Source organism: Streptomyces sp. SS7 (assembly GCF_037993025.1).
In the GTDB taxonomy this organism is placed as follows: domain Bacteria; phylum Actinomycetota; class Actinomycetes; order Streptomycetales; family Streptomycetaceae; genus Streptomyces.
The window spans coordinates 1,034,581-1,052,087 of sequence record NZ_CP141223.1 but is presented as its reverse complement, the minus strand read 5'-3'; the positions used below and the strand labels follow the sequence as shown (position 1 = coordinate 1,052,087).

Sequence of the window (17,507 nt, the reverse complement as noted above, 5' to 3'; positions counted from 1 at the left end):
CGCGGGCGCGCACCGACCGGCGCGCACCGGCACCCCGGGGACACCGTCAGGCCGTCCCCGCACCTCGTGTGCGGTGGCCGGCGTTCGGGGTGCGGAGCGCGTCGTACGGGGTCACGCTCGTTGTATGGGTGAGCGCTGGGAGGTCCGCCGCGGCGGACCGGCGGACGCCGCGCACCGGGTGCTGATGATCCCGGGCGGACTGTGCACGACCGAGTTCTGCGCGGACGTCATGGCCGAGCCCGCGGTGGCCGGCCTCGGGACGGTCGCGGTGACCCTGCCGGGCTTCGGCCGCACCGATCCGCCCGAGGACGTGTCCATGGAGCACTACGCCCGGCTGATGGCCGACTTCGCCGCCGAGGCCGGCTGCGAGGCGGTCGTGGGGCACAGCCTGGGCGCCAACGTGGCGCTGGAGATGGCCGCCCTCGGCCTGTTCCGGGGCCCGCTCGTGCTGCTCTCGCCGAGCTTCTCGCGCGGGGACGAGACGAAGTCCCTGGCGGTGCTGAACGCGGTGGGCCGGGTACCGGGTCTCGGCGCGATGGTCTGGGCCGGCATGCTCGGGCTGCTGCCCCGGGCGATGAAACGCGAACTGCCGCCGCTGCGCGCGGAGGCGCTCGCGGCGGTGATGGCCGACAACGACCCGGCGGCCTGCCGCCGGATCCTCCACGAGTACTACGTCTACCTCGGCCGCCACCCCTCCCTGGTGCAGCGGCTGTGCGGGGCCGGCGTGCCGTCCTGGGTGGTGCGGGGCGACCACGACGAGATCGGCCTGACCGACGAGGAGCGCGCCGGTCTCCAGGCCTGCCCGTACGTGCGGATGGTGACGGTCCCCGACGCGGGACACGCGGTCCTGGTGGAACAGCCGAAGGCCGTGGCCGAGGTCGTCCTGGAGGCGGTGAAGGCGGGGGTGCGCTGAGTCCCGGCCGGTTCCCCGGCCGGGACCCCGGCAGGGGTCGCCCCACCGGGAGCCGCCGAATAGGGGGACGGCGGCTCCCGGCGGGACCGCGGCGCCCGGGCCTCTCAGGAGGCGTCGGGCGCGGTGGCGCTGCGGAGGTGACGGGCCATCAGGGCGTAGGTGCTCCGGGCCTTCTCGTCGTCGCTCCCGTCGTAGCCGTGGTCGGCCCCGGCCACGTCGTGGTGCTCGACCAGGGCGCCGGCCGCGCGCAGCCGCTCGGCGTAGCGGACCCCCTCGGCGCGCAGCAGGTCGTACTCGGCCGTGACCACGAGCGCCGGGGCGATGCCCCGCAGATCGGCGGAGTCCCCGGGGTGCGCGGGGGAGACGAGCCGGTCCGCGCGCTCCTCGGGGTCGGGCACGTACGACGTGTCGAAGACGTCCGCCATCCAGGGCCGCAGCATCGGCCGGGCGACCGCCGCCTTCTTGTCCCGGCCGGCGGTCGCGAGGTCCAGCGGCGGATAGTGCAGCACCTGGAGGGCGATCGACGGCTCGCCCCGCTCCAGGGCCTGGCGGGCCACGGCCGCGGCGAGTCCGCCGCCCGCGCTCTGCCCGCCCACGGTGAGCCGCGCGCCGTCCCAGCCGTGCTCCGCGCCGTGCCCGGCCACCCAGCGCACGACCTCGTACGCCTGGGTGGTCGGCGCCGGGAACGGGTGCTGCGGCGCGACCACGTACTGCACGTTCACCACGACCACGCCCGCCTCGACGGCGAGGAACCGGCACAGCGCGTCGTCCATCATCGGCATCGACATGACATAGCCGCCGCCGTGGAAGTTGACGTGGACCGGTGGCCGGCCGGCGGTCCCGGCCGGCGGCAGGTACACCGTGACCGGCGCCGGGGCGACCGAGGTCGCCACCGTCATTTCGGTCGCGTCCCGCGGGTACTCGGGGAACCGGGCCCGCCAGGTGGCCATGGAACCGGGGCCGCCCGAGCGGCGGCTCGCCAGCCTGGTGAGGCCCTGCATCGTCTTCGCGGCGCGGGTCGCCACCGCCGGTCTGGCCAGGAGGGACATGCGGGTTCCGTTCGTCGGGCCGGTACCGTCAATCGCCAGGATTCCTGTTGATCCGATGGGCCTGAAGCTAGCACGGCGGAACCCGTCTGCCCAGTCGTCAGTCGCGGCGGGCGACGATCCGGTACGCGTTGGACACGCCCAGCCGGTGCGCCAGCGGCCGGACGGCGAACCGGTCGAGCAGCGTGGCCGCGATCAGCGCCGGGACCCCCGCGAGCAGCAGCGCGGCCCGCAGCGCCCGGCGCGGCGCGCCCGGCCGTGCGGGCAGCCAGGGCGCGTCCTCGCGCGGCGCCGTGTGGTCCAGCGCCAGCCAGACGGCGGCCAGCAGATCGACCGGGTCGTGCGGCTCGGCGTGCTGCTCCGCGACCACCGTGAAGCCCAGCCCGGTGAGCCGGTCCCGCAGATTGCCCACCGGCACCAGATGGAGGTGCTGCGGCTGCAGCCAGGGCAGCCACCAGCGGCCCAGCAGCCGGGCGTAGCGGCTCTCCGGGTCGGGGACCTCGATCAGCAGGTGCCCGCCCGGCCGCACCGCCTCCCGCACGGCCCGCAGCTCACGGTCGGGGTCGGTGCTGTGCTCCAGGTAGTGGAACATGCTCACCACGTCGTAACGGGCGGCCAGTTCGGGCGCCAGCTCCGGGAAGCTGCCGCGGTGGCCGTGCGCCACCCGGCCCTCCCTCTCGGCGAGTTCGACGCCGTCGGTGAAGTCCAGTCCGTCGAACACCGTGTCCGGCAGCACCTCGCGCGCCGCCGCGCAGAAGTGCCCGTGCCCGGTGCCCACGTCCAGCCAGGCCTTCGGCGCGGAGTCGTACGGCAGCATCGACTCCGCCCGGTTCCGGTACATCGCGGTCCGCGCCCCGAAGGTGTCCCCGAGCTTCTTCTCGCCGAGACCGTCGTAGAAGTCCCGGTAGTAGAACTCCAGTCCCTCCGCGCTGAGCCGGGGGTTCTGGAACACGTGCCCGCACCCCGCGCAGCGGTCCAGGACGAACCGGCCCGGCTTGTGCTGGAGCAGATCGGTGGTGCGCAGCCGGGTGGTGAGTTCCTCGCCGCCGCACCACGGGCAGCTGGTGCGGCGGGGCTCCAGGAACCGCTCCACACCGGCGGCGATGTCGGCCTGGTAGCCGGGCCGCAGCGCGGCGACGCGCTCGTCCGGCCGGGTCTCGTCGGTCATGCGGACTCCCTTGCCAGCTCGTCGAGGTGGTCCGCGGCGGCCGGTGCGCCGCCCGCGGCGCGGAACGCCGAACCGATCCGCTCGGCGGCCGCCCGGTGGGCCGGCCCGTGCAGTACGGCGTCCAGGGCGGCGCCCAGCCGCTCCGCCGTGACCCGGCCGAAGCGCACCCGCACCCCGGCACCGGCGTCCACGACCTGCCCGGCGACCACCGGCTGGTCGTCCCGGATGGGCGCGACGACCAGAGGGACGCCGTGCCACAGCGCCTCGCACACCGTGTTGTGCCCGGCGTGACACACCACCGCGTCCACCCCCCGCCGCAACAGGGCGAGTTGGGGCACGGACGGCACCACCAGCACGTCCTTGTCGTCCGTGGCGGCGCCGAGCGTGCCGCCCGGGTCGACGATCAAGGCCTGGACCCGGTCGGCCCGTTCACGCAGCGCGGTGCGGCACACGTCGAGGAATCGCCCGCCCACCTCGGTGTTGGCGGTGCCGAGACTCACCAGCACGGTGGCCCGGCCGGCATCGAGCCACTCCCAGGGGAACCCGGGCGTCTCGGGGCGCGCGGTGACCGAGGGGCCGACCCAGCGGACGCCCTCGGCCGGGCCCGCCAACTCCGGGGTGCTGAAGGCGAGCACGAGGTACGGGGAGAACCGCGGGTCGGTCACCCGCAGCGGATCGCCGATCGCGGCGCGCAGTGCGGCGAGCCGCCCGTCGACCCACTCCCGCACCTTGGGCAGTCCGGCCAGCGGGTCGGTGAACTCGGCCGAGGTCGTCGCCGAGGTCGCCCAGGGCAGACCCAGCCGCTCGGCGGTGAACGCCCCCGCGAACGCCTGCTGGTCGGCCACCACCACATCCGGCCGGAACTCCCGGACGGCCGCCCGCACGCCCGGCGCCATCGCCTCGGCCAGCGGCAGCAGGTACCACTCCCACAGGAACTTCAGCGCCTCGGGGCCCCGCAGCTCGGCGGGCCGCTCGCCCCGCCCGGTCCCGGCGCACGCCAGGACGAGCGCGTCGGCGCCCGCGAGCCGCGCCACCAGCTCCGGCTCCGGGCACACCCACGCCACCCGGTGTCCGCGCGCGACCAGCTCGGCGGCGACCCCCACCGTCGGGTTCACATGTCCGACCAGCGGCGGCACGACGAACAGGAACCGGCTCACCGGGCCGCCGCCCGCAGGGTCTGCTCCACCAGGGCCAGGACGTGCCCGCCCACCGTCCCCGACGCCTCCACGAGCACGGAGTGCTCGTGTCCCGGCACGATCACCGTCCGGCAGTCCGGCAGCGCCCGCTCCAGCCACGCCGCCTGCTCGGCGAGGTCGGAGTCGCCGCCGTACACCGCGAGCACCGGGCAGCGCACCGCCGCCAGCTCGTCGGCGCTCAGCACCCGGCTGGCGGGGATGTCCCGGCCGAGCGTCGTCTCGCGGGCCAGCCGGGCCGCGCCCCTGGCCAGCCGGGCCGTGTTGTGGCCCCGGTGGGCGCTGATCCAGGCGAGGGCGTCGGGCTCGTTGTGCGCGAGCTGGGTCATGACCCGGCGCAGGATGCCGTCCAGCTTCCGGGCCCAGGCGGCGGTGGCCGGTTCGGACTCGATCAGGGCCACGCAGGCCGCCCGCTCCGGATGCCGGGCCGCGTAGCCGAACGCGACCGTGCCGCCGTAGGAGTTGCCGACCAGATGCACCGGCCCGGACACCCCCAGCCGGTCGAGCAGCGCCGCCAGGTCGTCGATGTTGTCGTCCAGGGTGTAGCCCTCGGCCGGGCGCCCGCTGCGGCCGTGACCGCGCAGGTCGTACATGACGACGTCGAGGCCGGCCGCCGCGAACGCGGGGGCAACGGTGAAGTAGTAGCTGGCCAGGCTGTCGGTGAGCAGACCGTGCACCAGGACGACGGTGGCGTCGGCCGGGCGGCCCCCGCCGGGACCGAGCCGCTGGACGTGCAACCGGACGGCGCCGGTGTCGACCATCGCCATGGCTCAGCTCTCCCCCGCCGCCTTCAGGCTGGTCACCACGTACTCGACGAGCCGGCCCACGGTCAGCTCGATGATCTCGTCGAACTCCATCCCGGCCAGGAACTCGGCGAAGTTGACCCGGTCGCCGTACCGCTCCTGGAGCAGTCCCGCCAGGGTCACCAGGTCGATGCTCTCCAGCTCCAGGTCGCGGTTGAAGGTGGTCTGCATGCCGATCTCGACGTCGTCGAGGCCGTACTCGTCCTCCAGGAGCCGCGCGAGCATGCCGGTGAGGTCGGCGAGGACGTGCTCCTCGTCGGCGGTGACGGGGGTCATCGGTCGTACTCCTTCGGTGGGGACGGTTCCGCGGGCGCCGGGGCGGGGCCCGCGGTCCAGGCGACGACGTACTGCCGGGCGGGCAGGGTGGGCGGGTTGGCGACGGGCTCGCAGTGCACGGTGTAGGCGCGCTCCAGACGTCCCGAGACCGTCAGCCGCCGGCCGTCCGCGCTCGCGTCCCGCACGGTGAAGTCCCGTGGCCGGCCGCCGAATCCGGTGCCCTCCGCCTTGGCGACGGCTTCCTTCGCCGCCCAGAAGCGGGTGAACCAGAGCGCCTCGGGGTCCCCGGGGCCCGCGGGGTCCTCCGGGGCCGACGACAGCGCGCGCAGCAGCCGGAGTTCGTCCGGGCCCAGGGCCGCCGCGAGCGTCTCGGGGGTGCGCGCCGTGACCTCCTCGACGTCGATGCCGGGGCCCGGTCCGGGGGTGTGCGGGCGGACGATCGCCACGCCCGCCTCCGCGCAGTGCGCCAGGGAGACGTCCAGCGGGGGCAGGTCCCTGCCGTGCACCCCGGTGACAAACGGGCGGCCCGACGCGTCGTTCTCCACCCGGAGTTCGGCCGGGAAGACCGGGCCCTCGCCGCTGTCCCACAGCCACCGCCGTACGGCGTCCTTGACGGCGATCCGGCCGAGCAGCCACTGCCGGCGCCCGCGCGGCGGGTGCGCCGCGTACGCGTCACGCTCCCGGCCGCCGAGCGAGTTGCGCATGATCAGCTCGCGGGAGGCGAGGTCCGGCCAGCGCTCGTGCAGCAGCGTCCAGCCGCCCGGCCGCAACTCCGAGAGGGTGTTGCGCCCCGGGAAGCGCTCGACGGGACGGGTGCTGGGGTCGTTGTCGAACCGGCGGTCCTGCCAGCCGTACAGCTCGGCCCAGACCGTGCCGTCGACCGTGAGCTGGACGTCGGCCTCCAGGAAGGTGTCGGTGAGCGAGGTGATCCGGACGAGGCACGCGACCTCCGTGCCGGGCGCCGGGTGCGGCCCGTAGAAGCGCATCTCCCGCATGCCGACCGGGAACACCACGGTCCGCTCCGACCGCGTCGCCATGATCCAGTAGCCGAGGATCTGACCGACGTTGTCCAGCAGCGCGCCCGGCGCGGGCGGCGTGGTGATGACCCCGCGCACCTGCCGGTCGCCGATCGCGGTCAGCTCGCTCACGCCCTGGAACGCGGGGCCGTGGAACATCCAGCGTTCGTCGTAGAGCTGGGCCGCGGTGTGCTCGGGGACGCGTTCGGCGGGGCCGGCCGGCCACGGCACCGGGGGCGGCGACGGGTGGGAGGCGGCCAGTTCGACCGTGGCACGGGCGCGCGGACCGAACGAGACGGCCATGCGGTCGGGACCCTCCGGGACCGCCGTCACCGGTACGTCGACGGGCGGGGTGGCGGTGAGCCACTCCTCGAACCGCGCGCCGTGCACGGCCACCGGCACCGTGCCGGGTGCCGCCTCGGCCGCCGCGTCCATGAGGTGCCGCACGATCGTCGTGGCCGGCACCACCGGCCACCGGTCGGCCACGTCGGGCCAGCCGGGCCGCTGCGGGAAGAAGCAGTGGTCGAGGAGGTACGGCATGGTGTCGGGGGAGACCCGGACGGTGGTGCGGCGGGGGGCGAGCGCCCTGGGGGCGGAGCGCCGCGCCGAGGGGTCCAGCAGGGCCGCGGCCGTGTCCGCCGTCTCGCGCATGAGGGCGGTCAACTCGGCCGCCAGCGGCGAGTGCCGCGCGAGCGCGTCCAGCGGCGACGGGCCGCCGGTGCCGGTGCCGGTGCCGGTGCCGAGCCCGGCGCGGAGCCCGGCGAGTCGGTCCGGCGGGAGCGACACGAGGGCGCCGCCCAGGTCCAGCCGCACCGGGGACCGTCTCGGCGGTGTCCGCCGGGGACGGTGCGTCAGCGCGGGGGCCACGTCCGCCCCTGCCGTCCACACCGCCGTGGCCACCCGGCGCAGCTGCGCCAGGCCCGAGCAGTGGGGGGAGTTGGCGGCGACGACCAGGTGGTCCTGTCCGCCGAGGGTGTCGCCCACGAGGGAGCCGAGCTGACCGGGCCCCGCCTGGACGAACACCCGGTGTCCGGCCGCGTACAGGGCCTGCGCCAGCTGCCGGAAACGCACCGGCTCCAGCAGATGCCGTACGAACAACTCCCTTACGTCCGCCTCCCCTTCGGGAAAGGGGGCGGCGGTCGTCCCGGACCAGACGGGGGTGTGGGGTGCCTGGAGCCGGAACCGGCCGGCGGCCTCCTGGATCGGGCCGAGGTGGGGCGCCAGCATCGGCGTGTGGAAGCCCGACCGGAACGGCAGCACCTGGCTGAGCACCCCGCGGGAGCGGAACGCGCGGACGAAGTCCTCGACCGCGGCCTGGGGCCCGCACACCATGGACTGGCCGGGCGCGTTGTCATGGGAGAGGACGAGTCCCGCCCCGGCCCGGCCCTCCTCGCGCAGGGCCGCCAGCACCCGTTCGGCGGAGGCGCCGATCGCGCCGAAGGCCAGCCCGGGGACCGTCACCGTGTCGGGGTCGAAGCCCGCCATGAAGGCGTCGACCTCGTCCCCCGCGTACAGTCCGCCCGCCGCCATCGCCGTCCACTCGCCCACGCTGTGCCCGGCGACCGCGTCCGGCACGATCCCGGTGCGGCGCAGCGCGGTGTCGAGGAGCCGGCCCACGGCGACGACCCCGAAGCCGTGCCGGCCGACGTCCTGGGCGTCCCCGGCGGCCAGTTCGGGGGCGGGCAGGCCGAAGTGGGCGGCGATGTCGTCGACCCGGGGCGTGAAGTCGCCCTCCAGACCGGGAAAGAGGAACGCCAGCTTTCCCTCTCCGGCCCCCAGCAGCGGTCCCGGCCGGAACCAGACGTCGGTGCGGCCGTGCCAGGCGCGCCCCTTGCCGACGGCGCGACGGGCCAGCGCGAGCCGCTTGGCGGTGGGGTCCACGATCCCGACCCGGGCCGGGCCCGCGCCCGGCTGCGGGCGCGCGGCGTCGAGCCCGGCGGCCCGCAGGGTGACGTCGTCGGCGTCCAGCAGGGCGGCGAGCGCTGCCGGGGAGTCGGCGGCGAGCAGGAGGATCCGCTCGGGCTCGGCCACCTCGGCGCGCGAGGGGGCGGCGGGGGCGGTGGGGGAGACGGAGGAGGCGGAGGAAATGGACGACGTGGAGGCGGGGGAGGCGGGGGAGGCGGGGGAGGCGGCATGGACTGCGGTCGCGAGGGCCGGCATCGCCCCGGCTCCCCGCCGTGCCCCCGGCGCCTCCTCCAGCACCACGTGCGCGTTGATCCCGCCGAACCCGAACGCGTTGACGGCGGCCCGGCGGACCGGCTGCCGCGGGCCGGTCTCCCACTCCGCCGCCTTCTCCAGGGTGCGGAAGCGGGTGCGGGCCAGGCCCGGGTGCGGGTCGTCGCAGTGCAGGGTGGGCAGCAGGGTCGCGTGGTGGACGGCGAGGGCGGCCTTGACCAGTCCGGCGACACCGGCGGCGGGCATGGTGTGCCCGATCATCGACTTCACCGAGCCCACGACCGCGTCCCGTTCGCCGTCGTTCGGCCCGAACACCTCCGCCAGGGTGCTCAGTTCGGCGCCGTCACCGGCCGGCGTCGCGGTCCCGTGCGCCTCCAGCAGCCCGAGTGCGCCGGGCGCCGCGGGGTCGAGCCCGGCGGCCCGCCACGCCTGCCGTACGGCCGCGGCCTGGCCGCCGGGATCGGGGTTGACCAGCCCGGCCGCCCGGCCGTCGCTCGCCACCCCGGTGCCCCGGATCACGGCGTAGATCCGGTCGCCGTCCCGCTCGGCGTCGGCCAGCCGTTTCAGGACGACGACCCCGGTGCCCTCACCGATGAGGATGCCGTCGGCGTCCCGGTGGAACGGGCGGATCCGCTGGCTCGGGGACAGGGCGCGCAGTTGGGAGAACACACTCCACAACGTGATGTCGTGGCAGTGGTGGACGCCTCCCGCGAGCATCAGGTCACAGCGCCCCGAGGCCAGTTCGCCGACCGCCTGGTCCACGGCGACCAGCGAGGACGCGCAGGCGGCGTCCACCGTGTACGCCGGGCCGCGCAGATCGAGCCGGTTGGCGACCCGGGAGGCGGCGAGGTTGGGTACGAGACCGATCGCCGCCTCGGGGCTGTCCGGCCCCAGCCGCTCGGTGAACGCCTCCCGCACGCGGGCGAGTTGGCCGTCGGTGAGGTCGGGCAGCAGCTCGCCCAGCGTCCGCACCAGCTGTCCCGCCGTACGTACCCGTTGGTCGAGCCGGGCCAGGGCGGGGGTGAGGTAGCCGCCCCGGCCGAGGACGACGCCGACGCGCCCTCGGTCGGGGAGCCGGTCCGTGCCGCCCGCGTCGTCGAGGGCCGCGGCGGCCACGTGCAGGGCGATCAGCTGGTCGGGCTCGGTGCCGGCCACCGAATTCGGCATGATCCCGAACCGGGTGACCTCCACCTGCGCCAGCCCGTCCACGAACCCGCCCCTGCGGGCGTAGACCCGGTCGGCGAGGGCCGGTTCGGCGGCCGTGCCGGGCCGGTAGTAGTCGGCGTCCCAGCGCCCCTCGGGGACCTCGCCGATCGCGTCCACGCCGTCCCGCAGGTTCCGCCAGTAGGCGTCCAGATCGGCGGACCCGGGCAGCAGCACCGACATGCCGACGATGGCGACCGGCACGTGACGCGCCGCCGAGGGCGCGGGGGATGACGTCACCGGTCACCAGCCCGAAGCGGTGTGGACCACGGCCGTGACCGACGGGTCGCCCCACGCCAGCTCCCGCAGCAGCGCCGCGGTGCCCTCCTCGGGGTCGATGAGCCGGATGCCGCGCCGGGCGTACTCGCGGGCCAGGTCCGCCCCGACCATCCCGCCGTGACCGGGCGCGGGCGCCCAGGGGCCCCAGTGCACGGTCACCGCACGCCGTCCGGTGCGGGCGGCGAAGGCTGCGCCGAGGGTCTCCAGGGCGTCGTTGGCGGCGGCGTAGTCCACCTGCCCCCGGTTGCCGAGGACGGCCGAGATGCTCCCGAACAGCACCGTGAACGCGGGCGCGGACGGCAGGTCCTCCAGCGCCGTGAGCAGCGCGTCCCCGCCGGTCGCCTTCGTCGCGTAGACCCGCTGGAAGGACTCGGCGCTCTTCTCCTCGATCAGCCGGTCCTCGATGATCCCGGCCGCGTGCACCACGCCGTCGAGCCGGCCGTGCTCGGCGTGGATCTCCTTGACCGCCTGCACCACCGCCTCCGGCTCCCGGAAGTCGACCGAGCGGTAGCGCACCCGGGCGCCGAGCGCGCCGAGTTCGCCGAGCGTCGCGGTGATCTCCCGCTGGGCCAGCAGGAGTTCGGCGGTCCGGTTGATCTCCGCCGGCTTCAGTCCGCCGCGCGCGGCGAGCACGGACCGCAGTTCGGCCGTGGTGCGCGCGCCGGCCGTGTCGGGGGACTCGGGGCCGTCCGGCGCGGGCGTCCGGCCGAGGAGTTCCAGCCGGCAGCGGGCGGCGCCGGCGAGCGCGGCCGCGAACTGCGCGGTGATGCCCCGCGCCCCGCCCGTCAGCACCACCACCGAGTCCTGGTCCAGGCCCAGCGCGGCCGCCTCCGCGACCCCGTCCCCGGCCGGTCCCGCGCCGGTGCTGCCGAGCGCCCCCAGCGGCTCCTCCACCAGCTCGAAGCCGTACCGTCCGCCCTCCGTCCGCACCACCACCGGCGTCCGGTCGGCTGCCACCGCCTCCTCGACCACGGCCCGCGCGACCGCGTCCGGCGCGGCGTCGGCCAGGTCGACCAGCCGGGCGAGCGTCCCCGGGTACTCGCGCGCCACGGTGCGGAACAGGCCGCGCAGACCTGCCGAGCGGGCGTCGGGCGCCCCGCCGTCCAGGTGTCGTACGGCCAGCAGCCGGCCGGGACCGCGTCCGAGGGCCGCCTTGAGCACGCCGAACGCGTCGGGCAGTACGGGCACGTCGTCCCCGGGCCCGGCGAGCGCGCCGAGGTACAGCACCCCGTCCACCGGCCCGTCCGCCTCGGTCAGCGCGTGGTCCCGGGCGTGGACGACGACCTCGGCGCCGTGGGCCGCGAGGTGCGCGGCGGCCTCCGGGGCGTCGCCGAGGAGAACCCAGCGGGTACCGGCGAGGACGGCGGCCGGGTCGGCCGCGGCGGAGTCGAGCAGGACCGGCCGCAGCACATGCCGCCGGGGCGGCTCACCGGTGACCTCGTCGACAGGACCGGGCGCGCTCGCGGCGGCGGGCCGCGAGGTCCCCGGGTCGGCCGGCCGGGACGGCTCCACCGCCCCGGGACCGGACGTGTCCCGCGGCTCCGATCCCGTCCCCGCCGGGGCCGGACCGTCCAGCCGGGACCGGAGCCAGTCCGTCACCGCGGCGGCCGTCCGGGCCTTCGCCAGCTCCTCCAGTTCGGCGTCCTCCAGGGCGCTGAGGTCCGCGGAGCCCCCGCCGCCCAGGCGCTTGGCCAGCTCCCCGGCGATCTCGGCCCGTTTGATGGAGTCGATGCTGAGGTCCGCCTCCAGATCGAGGTCCGGTTCGATCATGTCGACGGGGTAGCCGGTGCGCTCGCTGATGATCTCCAGGACCACCTGCTGGACGTCTGTGTCACCGGCGGGAGTGCCACCGGCCGGAGTGTCACCGGCGGCAGGGTCACCGCCGGCCGCCGAAGCGGGATCCGGGACGGCGACGACGGCCGGGACCGCCGCGAGGGCCGCCACCGCCGGGAGCACCTCGGGCCGGGCCCCGGTCTGCGGCGCGAGCGGCGCCGGAAGCTGTGCCCCCGGTGTCGCCCCGAAGTAGGTGAGCAGCACGTCCCGCTGGGCCGCGATCATCTCCCGGCTGGTGCGCAGGAACTCGGAGATCAGCGCGTCCCGGTCGGAGGGGACGCCGTGCGGGGGGTTCGTCGTCACAGTCGGCACAGTCCTTTCGGCGGGGTCCGCGACGCGTCGGGCGGGCGCGAGTGCGCCGGGCAGCAGGGCGCCGGAGGCGGTGCGGACCAGGTGTCCGTCCACCGTCCAGCCGGGCCGCTTCGGAGCGGGGGCGTGGACGGCGTCGACGGCGTCCCGGCCGCGCAGCAGCTCTCCGGTGCGCACCGGCAGCCCCGCCACGGCGAGCCGCGCCAGCGCGTCCAGCCAGCCGGGCAGCCCGGCGCCGGGCCGGGGCTCGCAGGCCACCGTCCGGTGCGGCCGGTCACCGAGGATGCGCCCCACCAGCCGGGTCAGCACGGACCCCGGACCGGCCTCGACGAAGACCCGCGCGCCCGCCGCGTACATCGCCTCGATCTGCTCGGCGAAGGCGACGGGCGCCCCTATCTGCGCGGCGAGTTCGGCCCGTACGGCGTCCGGGCCGGCCGGGTAGGGGGCGGCCGTGCGGTTGGCCCACACCGGGAACTCGGGCGCGTGCACCGGCCGTTCGGCGAGCACCTCGGCGAAGCGGTCACCGGCCGCGGCGACGAGCGGGCTGTGGAAGGCGCAGGCGACCGGGATCCGTTTCGCCCCGAGGCCCGCCTCACGCAGCAGCCGTACGGCGTCCGTGACCGCGTCGGTCGGGCCCGAGATCACCGTCTGCTCGGGCGAGTTGCGATTGGCGAGGACGACCGCGTCCGCCGCGCCCGCCGCCCGCAGGGCCCGGGCGGTCTCCTCGGCGCCCGCCGAGACGGCGGCCATGGTGCCGGGTTCCGGACCGGCGCCGGCGGCGGCGTCCAGGATGGCCGCCGCCCGCTCGGCGCTCAGGTCCAGCAGGGTGTCGGGATCGAGGGCGCCGGCCGCGCACAGGGCGACCAGCTCGCCGTAGCTGTGCCCGGCGGCCATGTCCGGGCGCACCCCGGCCGCCGTGAGCACGGCGTGCGCGGCGAGCCCGGCCACCCCGAGGGCGGGCTGGGCGACCCGTGTGTCGGTCAGGGCGGCCCGCTGCCGCTCCCGTGCGGCCTCGTCGAAGGCCGCCGGAGGGTACAGCGCGTCCGCGTGGGCCCGGCCGAGCTCCAGGTAGGGGCGCAACGCGGGGAAGGCGACGAAGAGTTCGCCGAGCATACCGGGGTGCTGGCTGCCCTGGCCGGGGAAGAGGAAGGCGACCGCGCCGTCCTGCGGGTCGTGCGCGTGCAGCCCGTGCCGCGGGTCGTACGCGCCGCGCAGCGCCCGCCGGAGCTTGCCGACGAGGTCGTCGACGTCCGTCGCCACGACCGCGATCCGCACCGGATCGCCGCTCGCGTCCGCCCGTCGGGCCGCGCCGAGCGCCAGGTCGCGCAGCCGCCACGGCCGGCCTTCGGCCTCCGCGGCGCGCAGCAGGTCCCCGACCGCCCGGTGGGCCGCGGCCTCGTCCCGTCCCCGGAACAGGAACAGCTCGGCCGGCCAGGCGTCCAGGCCCCGCACCGGCGGCGCGCCGTCCGCGTAGGCGCTCAGCACCGCGTGGAAGTTGGTGCCGCCGAACCCGAACGCGCTCACCCCGGCGAGCCGTTCCGCGGCGGGCACCGCCCACGGCCGGGCCTCGGCGTGGAAGGCGAACGGGCTGCCGTCCCCCTCCCAGGCGGCGTTGGGCGCCTCGACGTGCAGGGTCGGTGGCCGGACGCCGGTGTACAGCGCAAGCAGCGCCTTGATCATCCCGGCCAGTCCGGCCGCGCACTTGGTGTGCCCGATCTGCGACTTCACCGAACCGAGCACACAGGCGCCGGCCGGTGCCCCGGCCTCGCCGAACACCTCGCCGAGGATGCGCAGTTCGGTGCGGTCGCCGACCACCGTTCCGGTGCCGTGGGCCTCGACGAGTCCGACGTCGGCCGGGGAGACGCCCGCGTTGCGGTACGCCCGCTCCAGTGCCGAGCGCTGGCCCTCCGGGCGGGGGGCGGTCAGCCCGAGGGAGCGGCCGTCGCTGGAGGCGCCGAGGCCCTTGATGACGCCGTAGATCCGGTCGCCGTCGCGTTCGGCGTCCGCGAGCCGTTTGAGGACGACACAGGCCACGCCCTCGCCGAGCGCGATGCCGTCCGCCGAGCCGTCGAAGGCGCGGGAGCGCCCGGTGGGGGACAGGGCGTGGACGGAGGAGAACAGGACGTAGTCGTTGATGCCGTTGTGCAGGTCCGCGCCGCCGCACAGCACCACGTCGGAGGTGCCGCCGACGAGTTCCTTGCACGCGACGTCCACCGCGGCGAGCGAGGACGCGCAGGCCGCGTCGACCGTGTAGTTGGCGCCGCCGAGGTCGAGCCGGTTGGCGATCCGCCCGGAGATGACGTTGGCGAGCATGCCGGGGAAGGAGTCCTCGGTGAGCCGGGGGAGCTGCTCCTCCAGTCCGGCCGGGACCTTGCCGTAGTAGGAGGGCAGCACGGCCCGCAGGGTGGCCGCGTTCGACAGGTCGCTGCCGGCCTCCGCGCCGAACACCACCGAGGTCCGCGCCCGGTCGAACTCCCGCCCCCCGTCGCCGTATCCGGCGTCCTCCAGGGCTCGCCGGGCGGCCTCCAGGGACAGCAGCTGCACCGGTTCGACGCTGCCGAGGGAGGCGGGCGGGATGCCGTAGCGCAGCGGGTCGAAGGGGATCGGCGGCAGGAAGCCGCCCCACTTCGACGGGGTGGACTCGCCGTGGTGGACGGCCGGGTCCCAGCGGTCGGCCGGGACCTCGCCGACCGCGTCGACGCCACCGACCACGTTGGCCCAGAAGGTGGGCAGATCGGGGGCCTGCGGGAACATGCACGCCATGCCGACAACCGCGATGTCCAGCGGCGCCGGCGGCTCGGGCTCCGTGAGCGCCTCCGAGGTCGCCCCCAACTCGGCCGCGCGCAGCGCGAGATGTTCGGCCGCGCCGGTCGTCACGGACGCGTGCAGTGCGGCGAGGGTGGTGGTGGCCGAGCGCAGCACGGCCACCTCCCCGGCCATGAACATCCCCTCGGCGTACTGGCGTCGCTCGTCGACCGGGGTGAGCGCGCCCTCGCCGTCGCGGGTCACGCCCTTGCTGGCCAGGCGCAGCCGGCCCACGTTGAGGCGCTCCAGCTCCTCCCAGACCTGCCGCTCGGGCACGCCCTCGGCGCGCAGCCGCGCCTCCTCGGCGCGGAAGTCGGCGGCGAACGGGCTCGGCACGCACCGGGTGGCGTGGCCCGGCGCCGACTCCAGGAGCGTGGTGCCCTCGGCGGCCAGGACCTGGCGCTGGAACAGCGGGCGGATCGCGCCGTGCGTCACGGCCTCCTCGGTGAAGAGGTAGGCCGTTCCCATCAGCATCCCGACGGCCGCCCCCCGCGCGGTCAGCGGGGCGGCCAGCGCGGCGACCATCGCCGCCGACCGCTCGTCGTGCACCCCGCCCGCGAAGAACACCTCCAGGTCCGAGCCGCCGGCCCCGGCCACATGGTCCTCCAGCACGGCGAGTTGGGCCTCCCAGAGCGGGAAGCTGCCGCGTGGTCCCACATGTCCGCCGCACTCCGAGCCCTCGAACACGAACCGGCGCGCCCCGGCCTGCAGGAACTGCCGCAGCAGCCCCGGCGACGGCACGTGCAGGAAGGTCCGGATGCCGTCCCGCTCCAGGGCCTGCGCCTGGGAGGGGCGTCCGCCCGCGATGATCGCGTGCGTCGGCCGCAGCTCCCGTACCGCCTCCAGCTGCGCCGCCCGCACCTCCTCCGGTGCGAAACCGAGCACCCCCACGCCCCAGGGCCGCCCCGCCACCGCGTCCCGGGTCGCCGCGAGCAGCTCCCGGGTCCGCGCCCCGTCCGCCAGGGCCAGCGCCAGGAACGGCAGCGCCCCCTCCGCGGCGACCGCCGCCGCGAAGGACGCCTCGTCGCTCACCCGGGTCATCGGCCCCTGCGCGAGCGGCAGCCGGGTGCCGAGCGCGGCGCTCATCGGCGACCCCGGCCCCAGCGCCCGTACGGCGGTGTCGTCGCGCACGGCGTCCAGCACCGCCTCGCGCAGGGCCCGTACCGTACGCCGCGCGTCGCCCCACCGGTCGGCGAAGCGGGCGGCCAGGAAGCCGTCCTGGCCCACCGGCAGCAGCTCGGTCCGCGGATCGCGGGCGCCGAGCAGCGCCGCCACCGCCTCGGGCCCGGCGTCCTCGGGGACCAGGGGGGCGTCGGGGCCGCGCCGGCGCAGGACGCGGTGCCCGGCCAGGACGACGGTCTCCGAGCCGTCCATCGCGCGCAGGGCGGCGGCCGCCGGTCCGGGGAGCGCGGAGTCGTCGAGCAGGGCGAGCTGGCTGTCCAGGACGACACCGGCCGCCCCGCCGGCCACCGCGGCGGCGGCCGTGCGCGGACCGATACCGCCGCACGCCCACACCGGCAGCTCCGGATCCCGGGCCGCGAGCAGCTGCTGGAGCAGGACGAAGGTGCCGAGCCCGCCGACCCGGCCGCCGCACTCGGAGCCCCGTGCGATCAGTCCGTACGCCCCCGCGCGCGCCGCCTCCGCGGCCCCGGCGTGATCGGTGACCTCCGCCAGCACGCGGTAGCGGCCCGCGACCTCCGCCACGGACCAGGGCGCGTCCGCGCCGAGCACCACGGTGTGCGGCCCGGCGTCTCCCGAGGGGAGGTCGGCGGGGGTGAGCCGGCAGCCCGGCCCGACCCTCACCCCGTAGGCGCCCGGTGAGGCGCGACGCAGTCGCGCCAGCGCCTCGCGCGCTCTTCGGTCCCCGGGCCCCAGGTCGAGCACGCCGAGGGCCGCCGGCCCGGCCGACGGCCAGGGCGAGCGGGGCGTCGGGCTCGCCGAACGGGGTGATGCCGATGATCATGTCCTCGGAACGCGCAGCGGACGCCATGATTCTCCGAATCAACGTGAAACCGCAGGGTGGGGGGTTCAGGACAGCAAAGGCGGTGCACCGCATTCGCGCGGGCACAGGTCACCGCGGAAGGCGGGATTCAAAACGCTTGCTCGAAACGCGTTGAAAGGTAGTGCCGTTATTACTCACCGGTCAACGATCGGACGATCGGCTGGTAACCAGCCGCAATGATTCGGTCAGTCGTCGGTGAACGGCCAGGGGGTAGGAAATCGGATGAATTCCTTTCGGGCCCGGCCCCGCCCCCTCTCCGCTCGTCATGTCGAGGCGTCGACAGCCGAAAGGAAAATGGGTTCCTTTGGAGCGCTTGTCCGGATCGGAATGCGCTTTTCCCGCCCCCGGCGGGCCGTGGATGACGGGCCGGGAAAATCTGTGTGTCGCGTGACGAGTGTCCGGGAAAGGTCGGGACGGGTCTTGACATGCGGGGATCCGCCGCCAAAACTGACATGACTGCGCAGTCAGGCTCCCCTCGGGAGGTCG

General features: G+C 76.1%; 7 protein-coding genes and 1 pseudogene. 1 reads left to right on the top strand and 7 read right to left on the bottom strand.

The genetic code is table 11. The annotated features are described in order from the left end of the window. Positions 1 to 124: 124 nt before the first annotated feature. A complete protein-coding gene (locus U5640_RS04695) occupies positions 125 to 913 on the top strand; it encodes an alpha/beta hydrolase (protein ID WP_340374533.1) in 789 nt (262 codons plus the stop codon). Positions 914 to 1,017: 104 nt separating this feature from the next. Here the strand turns inward: U5640_RS04695 and U5640_RS04690 are convergent, their stop codons facing one another. From U5640_RS04690 to U5640_RS04660, 7 genes and pseudogenes are all read right to left on the bottom strand, one after another. After that, positions 1,018 to 1,962 (bottom strand): alpha/beta hydrolase fold domain-containing protein, encoded by a 945-nt coding sequence (locus U5640_RS04690; protein WP_340374532.1) that lies wholly within the window; start codon positions 1,960 to 1,962, stop codon positions 1,018 to 1,020. A 97-nt stretch (positions 1,963 to 2,059) separates the two neighbouring features. Beyond that, positions 2,060 to 3,127: a class I SAM-dependent methyltransferase gene (locus tag U5640_RS04685; protein ID WP_340374531.1), complete on the bottom strand. Its 1,068-nt coding sequence runs from the start codon at positions 3,125 to 3,127 to the stop codon at positions 2,060 to 2,062. After that, positions 3,124 to 4,284 (bottom strand): glycosyltransferase, encoded by a 1,161-nt coding sequence (locus U5640_RS04680; RefSeq protein WP_340374530.1) that lies wholly within the window; start codon positions 4,282 to 4,284, stop codon positions 3,124 to 3,126. Before U5640_RS04680 ends, U5640_RS04685 begins: the two co-directional genes overlap by 4 nt. Then, positions 4,281 to 5,087: an alpha/beta hydrolase gene (locus U5640_RS04675; RefSeq protein WP_340374529.1), complete on the bottom strand. Its 807-nt coding sequence runs from the start codon at positions 5,085 to 5,087 to the stop codon at positions 4,281 to 4,283. The genes U5640_RS04680 and U5640_RS04675 overlap by 4 nt, the downstream gene beginning before the upstream one ends. 3 nt (positions 5,088 to 5,090) lie before the next feature. Next, positions 5,091 to 5,399, bottom strand: coding sequence for an acyl carrier protein (locus tag U5640_RS04670; RefSeq protein WP_067252449.1), 309 nt, complete (start codon positions 5,397 to 5,399; stop codon positions 5,091 to 5,093). Continuing rightward, positions 5,396 to 10,033, bottom strand: coding sequence for a beta-ketoacyl synthase N-terminal-like domain-containing protein (locus U5640_RS04665; protein WP_340374528.1), 4,638 nt, complete (start codon positions 10,031 to 10,033; stop codon positions 5,396 to 5,398). Before U5640_RS04665 ends, U5640_RS04670 begins: the two co-directional genes overlap by 4 nt. 3 nt (positions 10,034 to 10,036) lie before the next feature. Then, positions 10,037 to 17,009: pseudogene (locus U5640_RS04660) on the bottom strand (SDR family oxidoreductase). Positions 17,010 to 17,507: the final 498 nt, after the last annotated feature.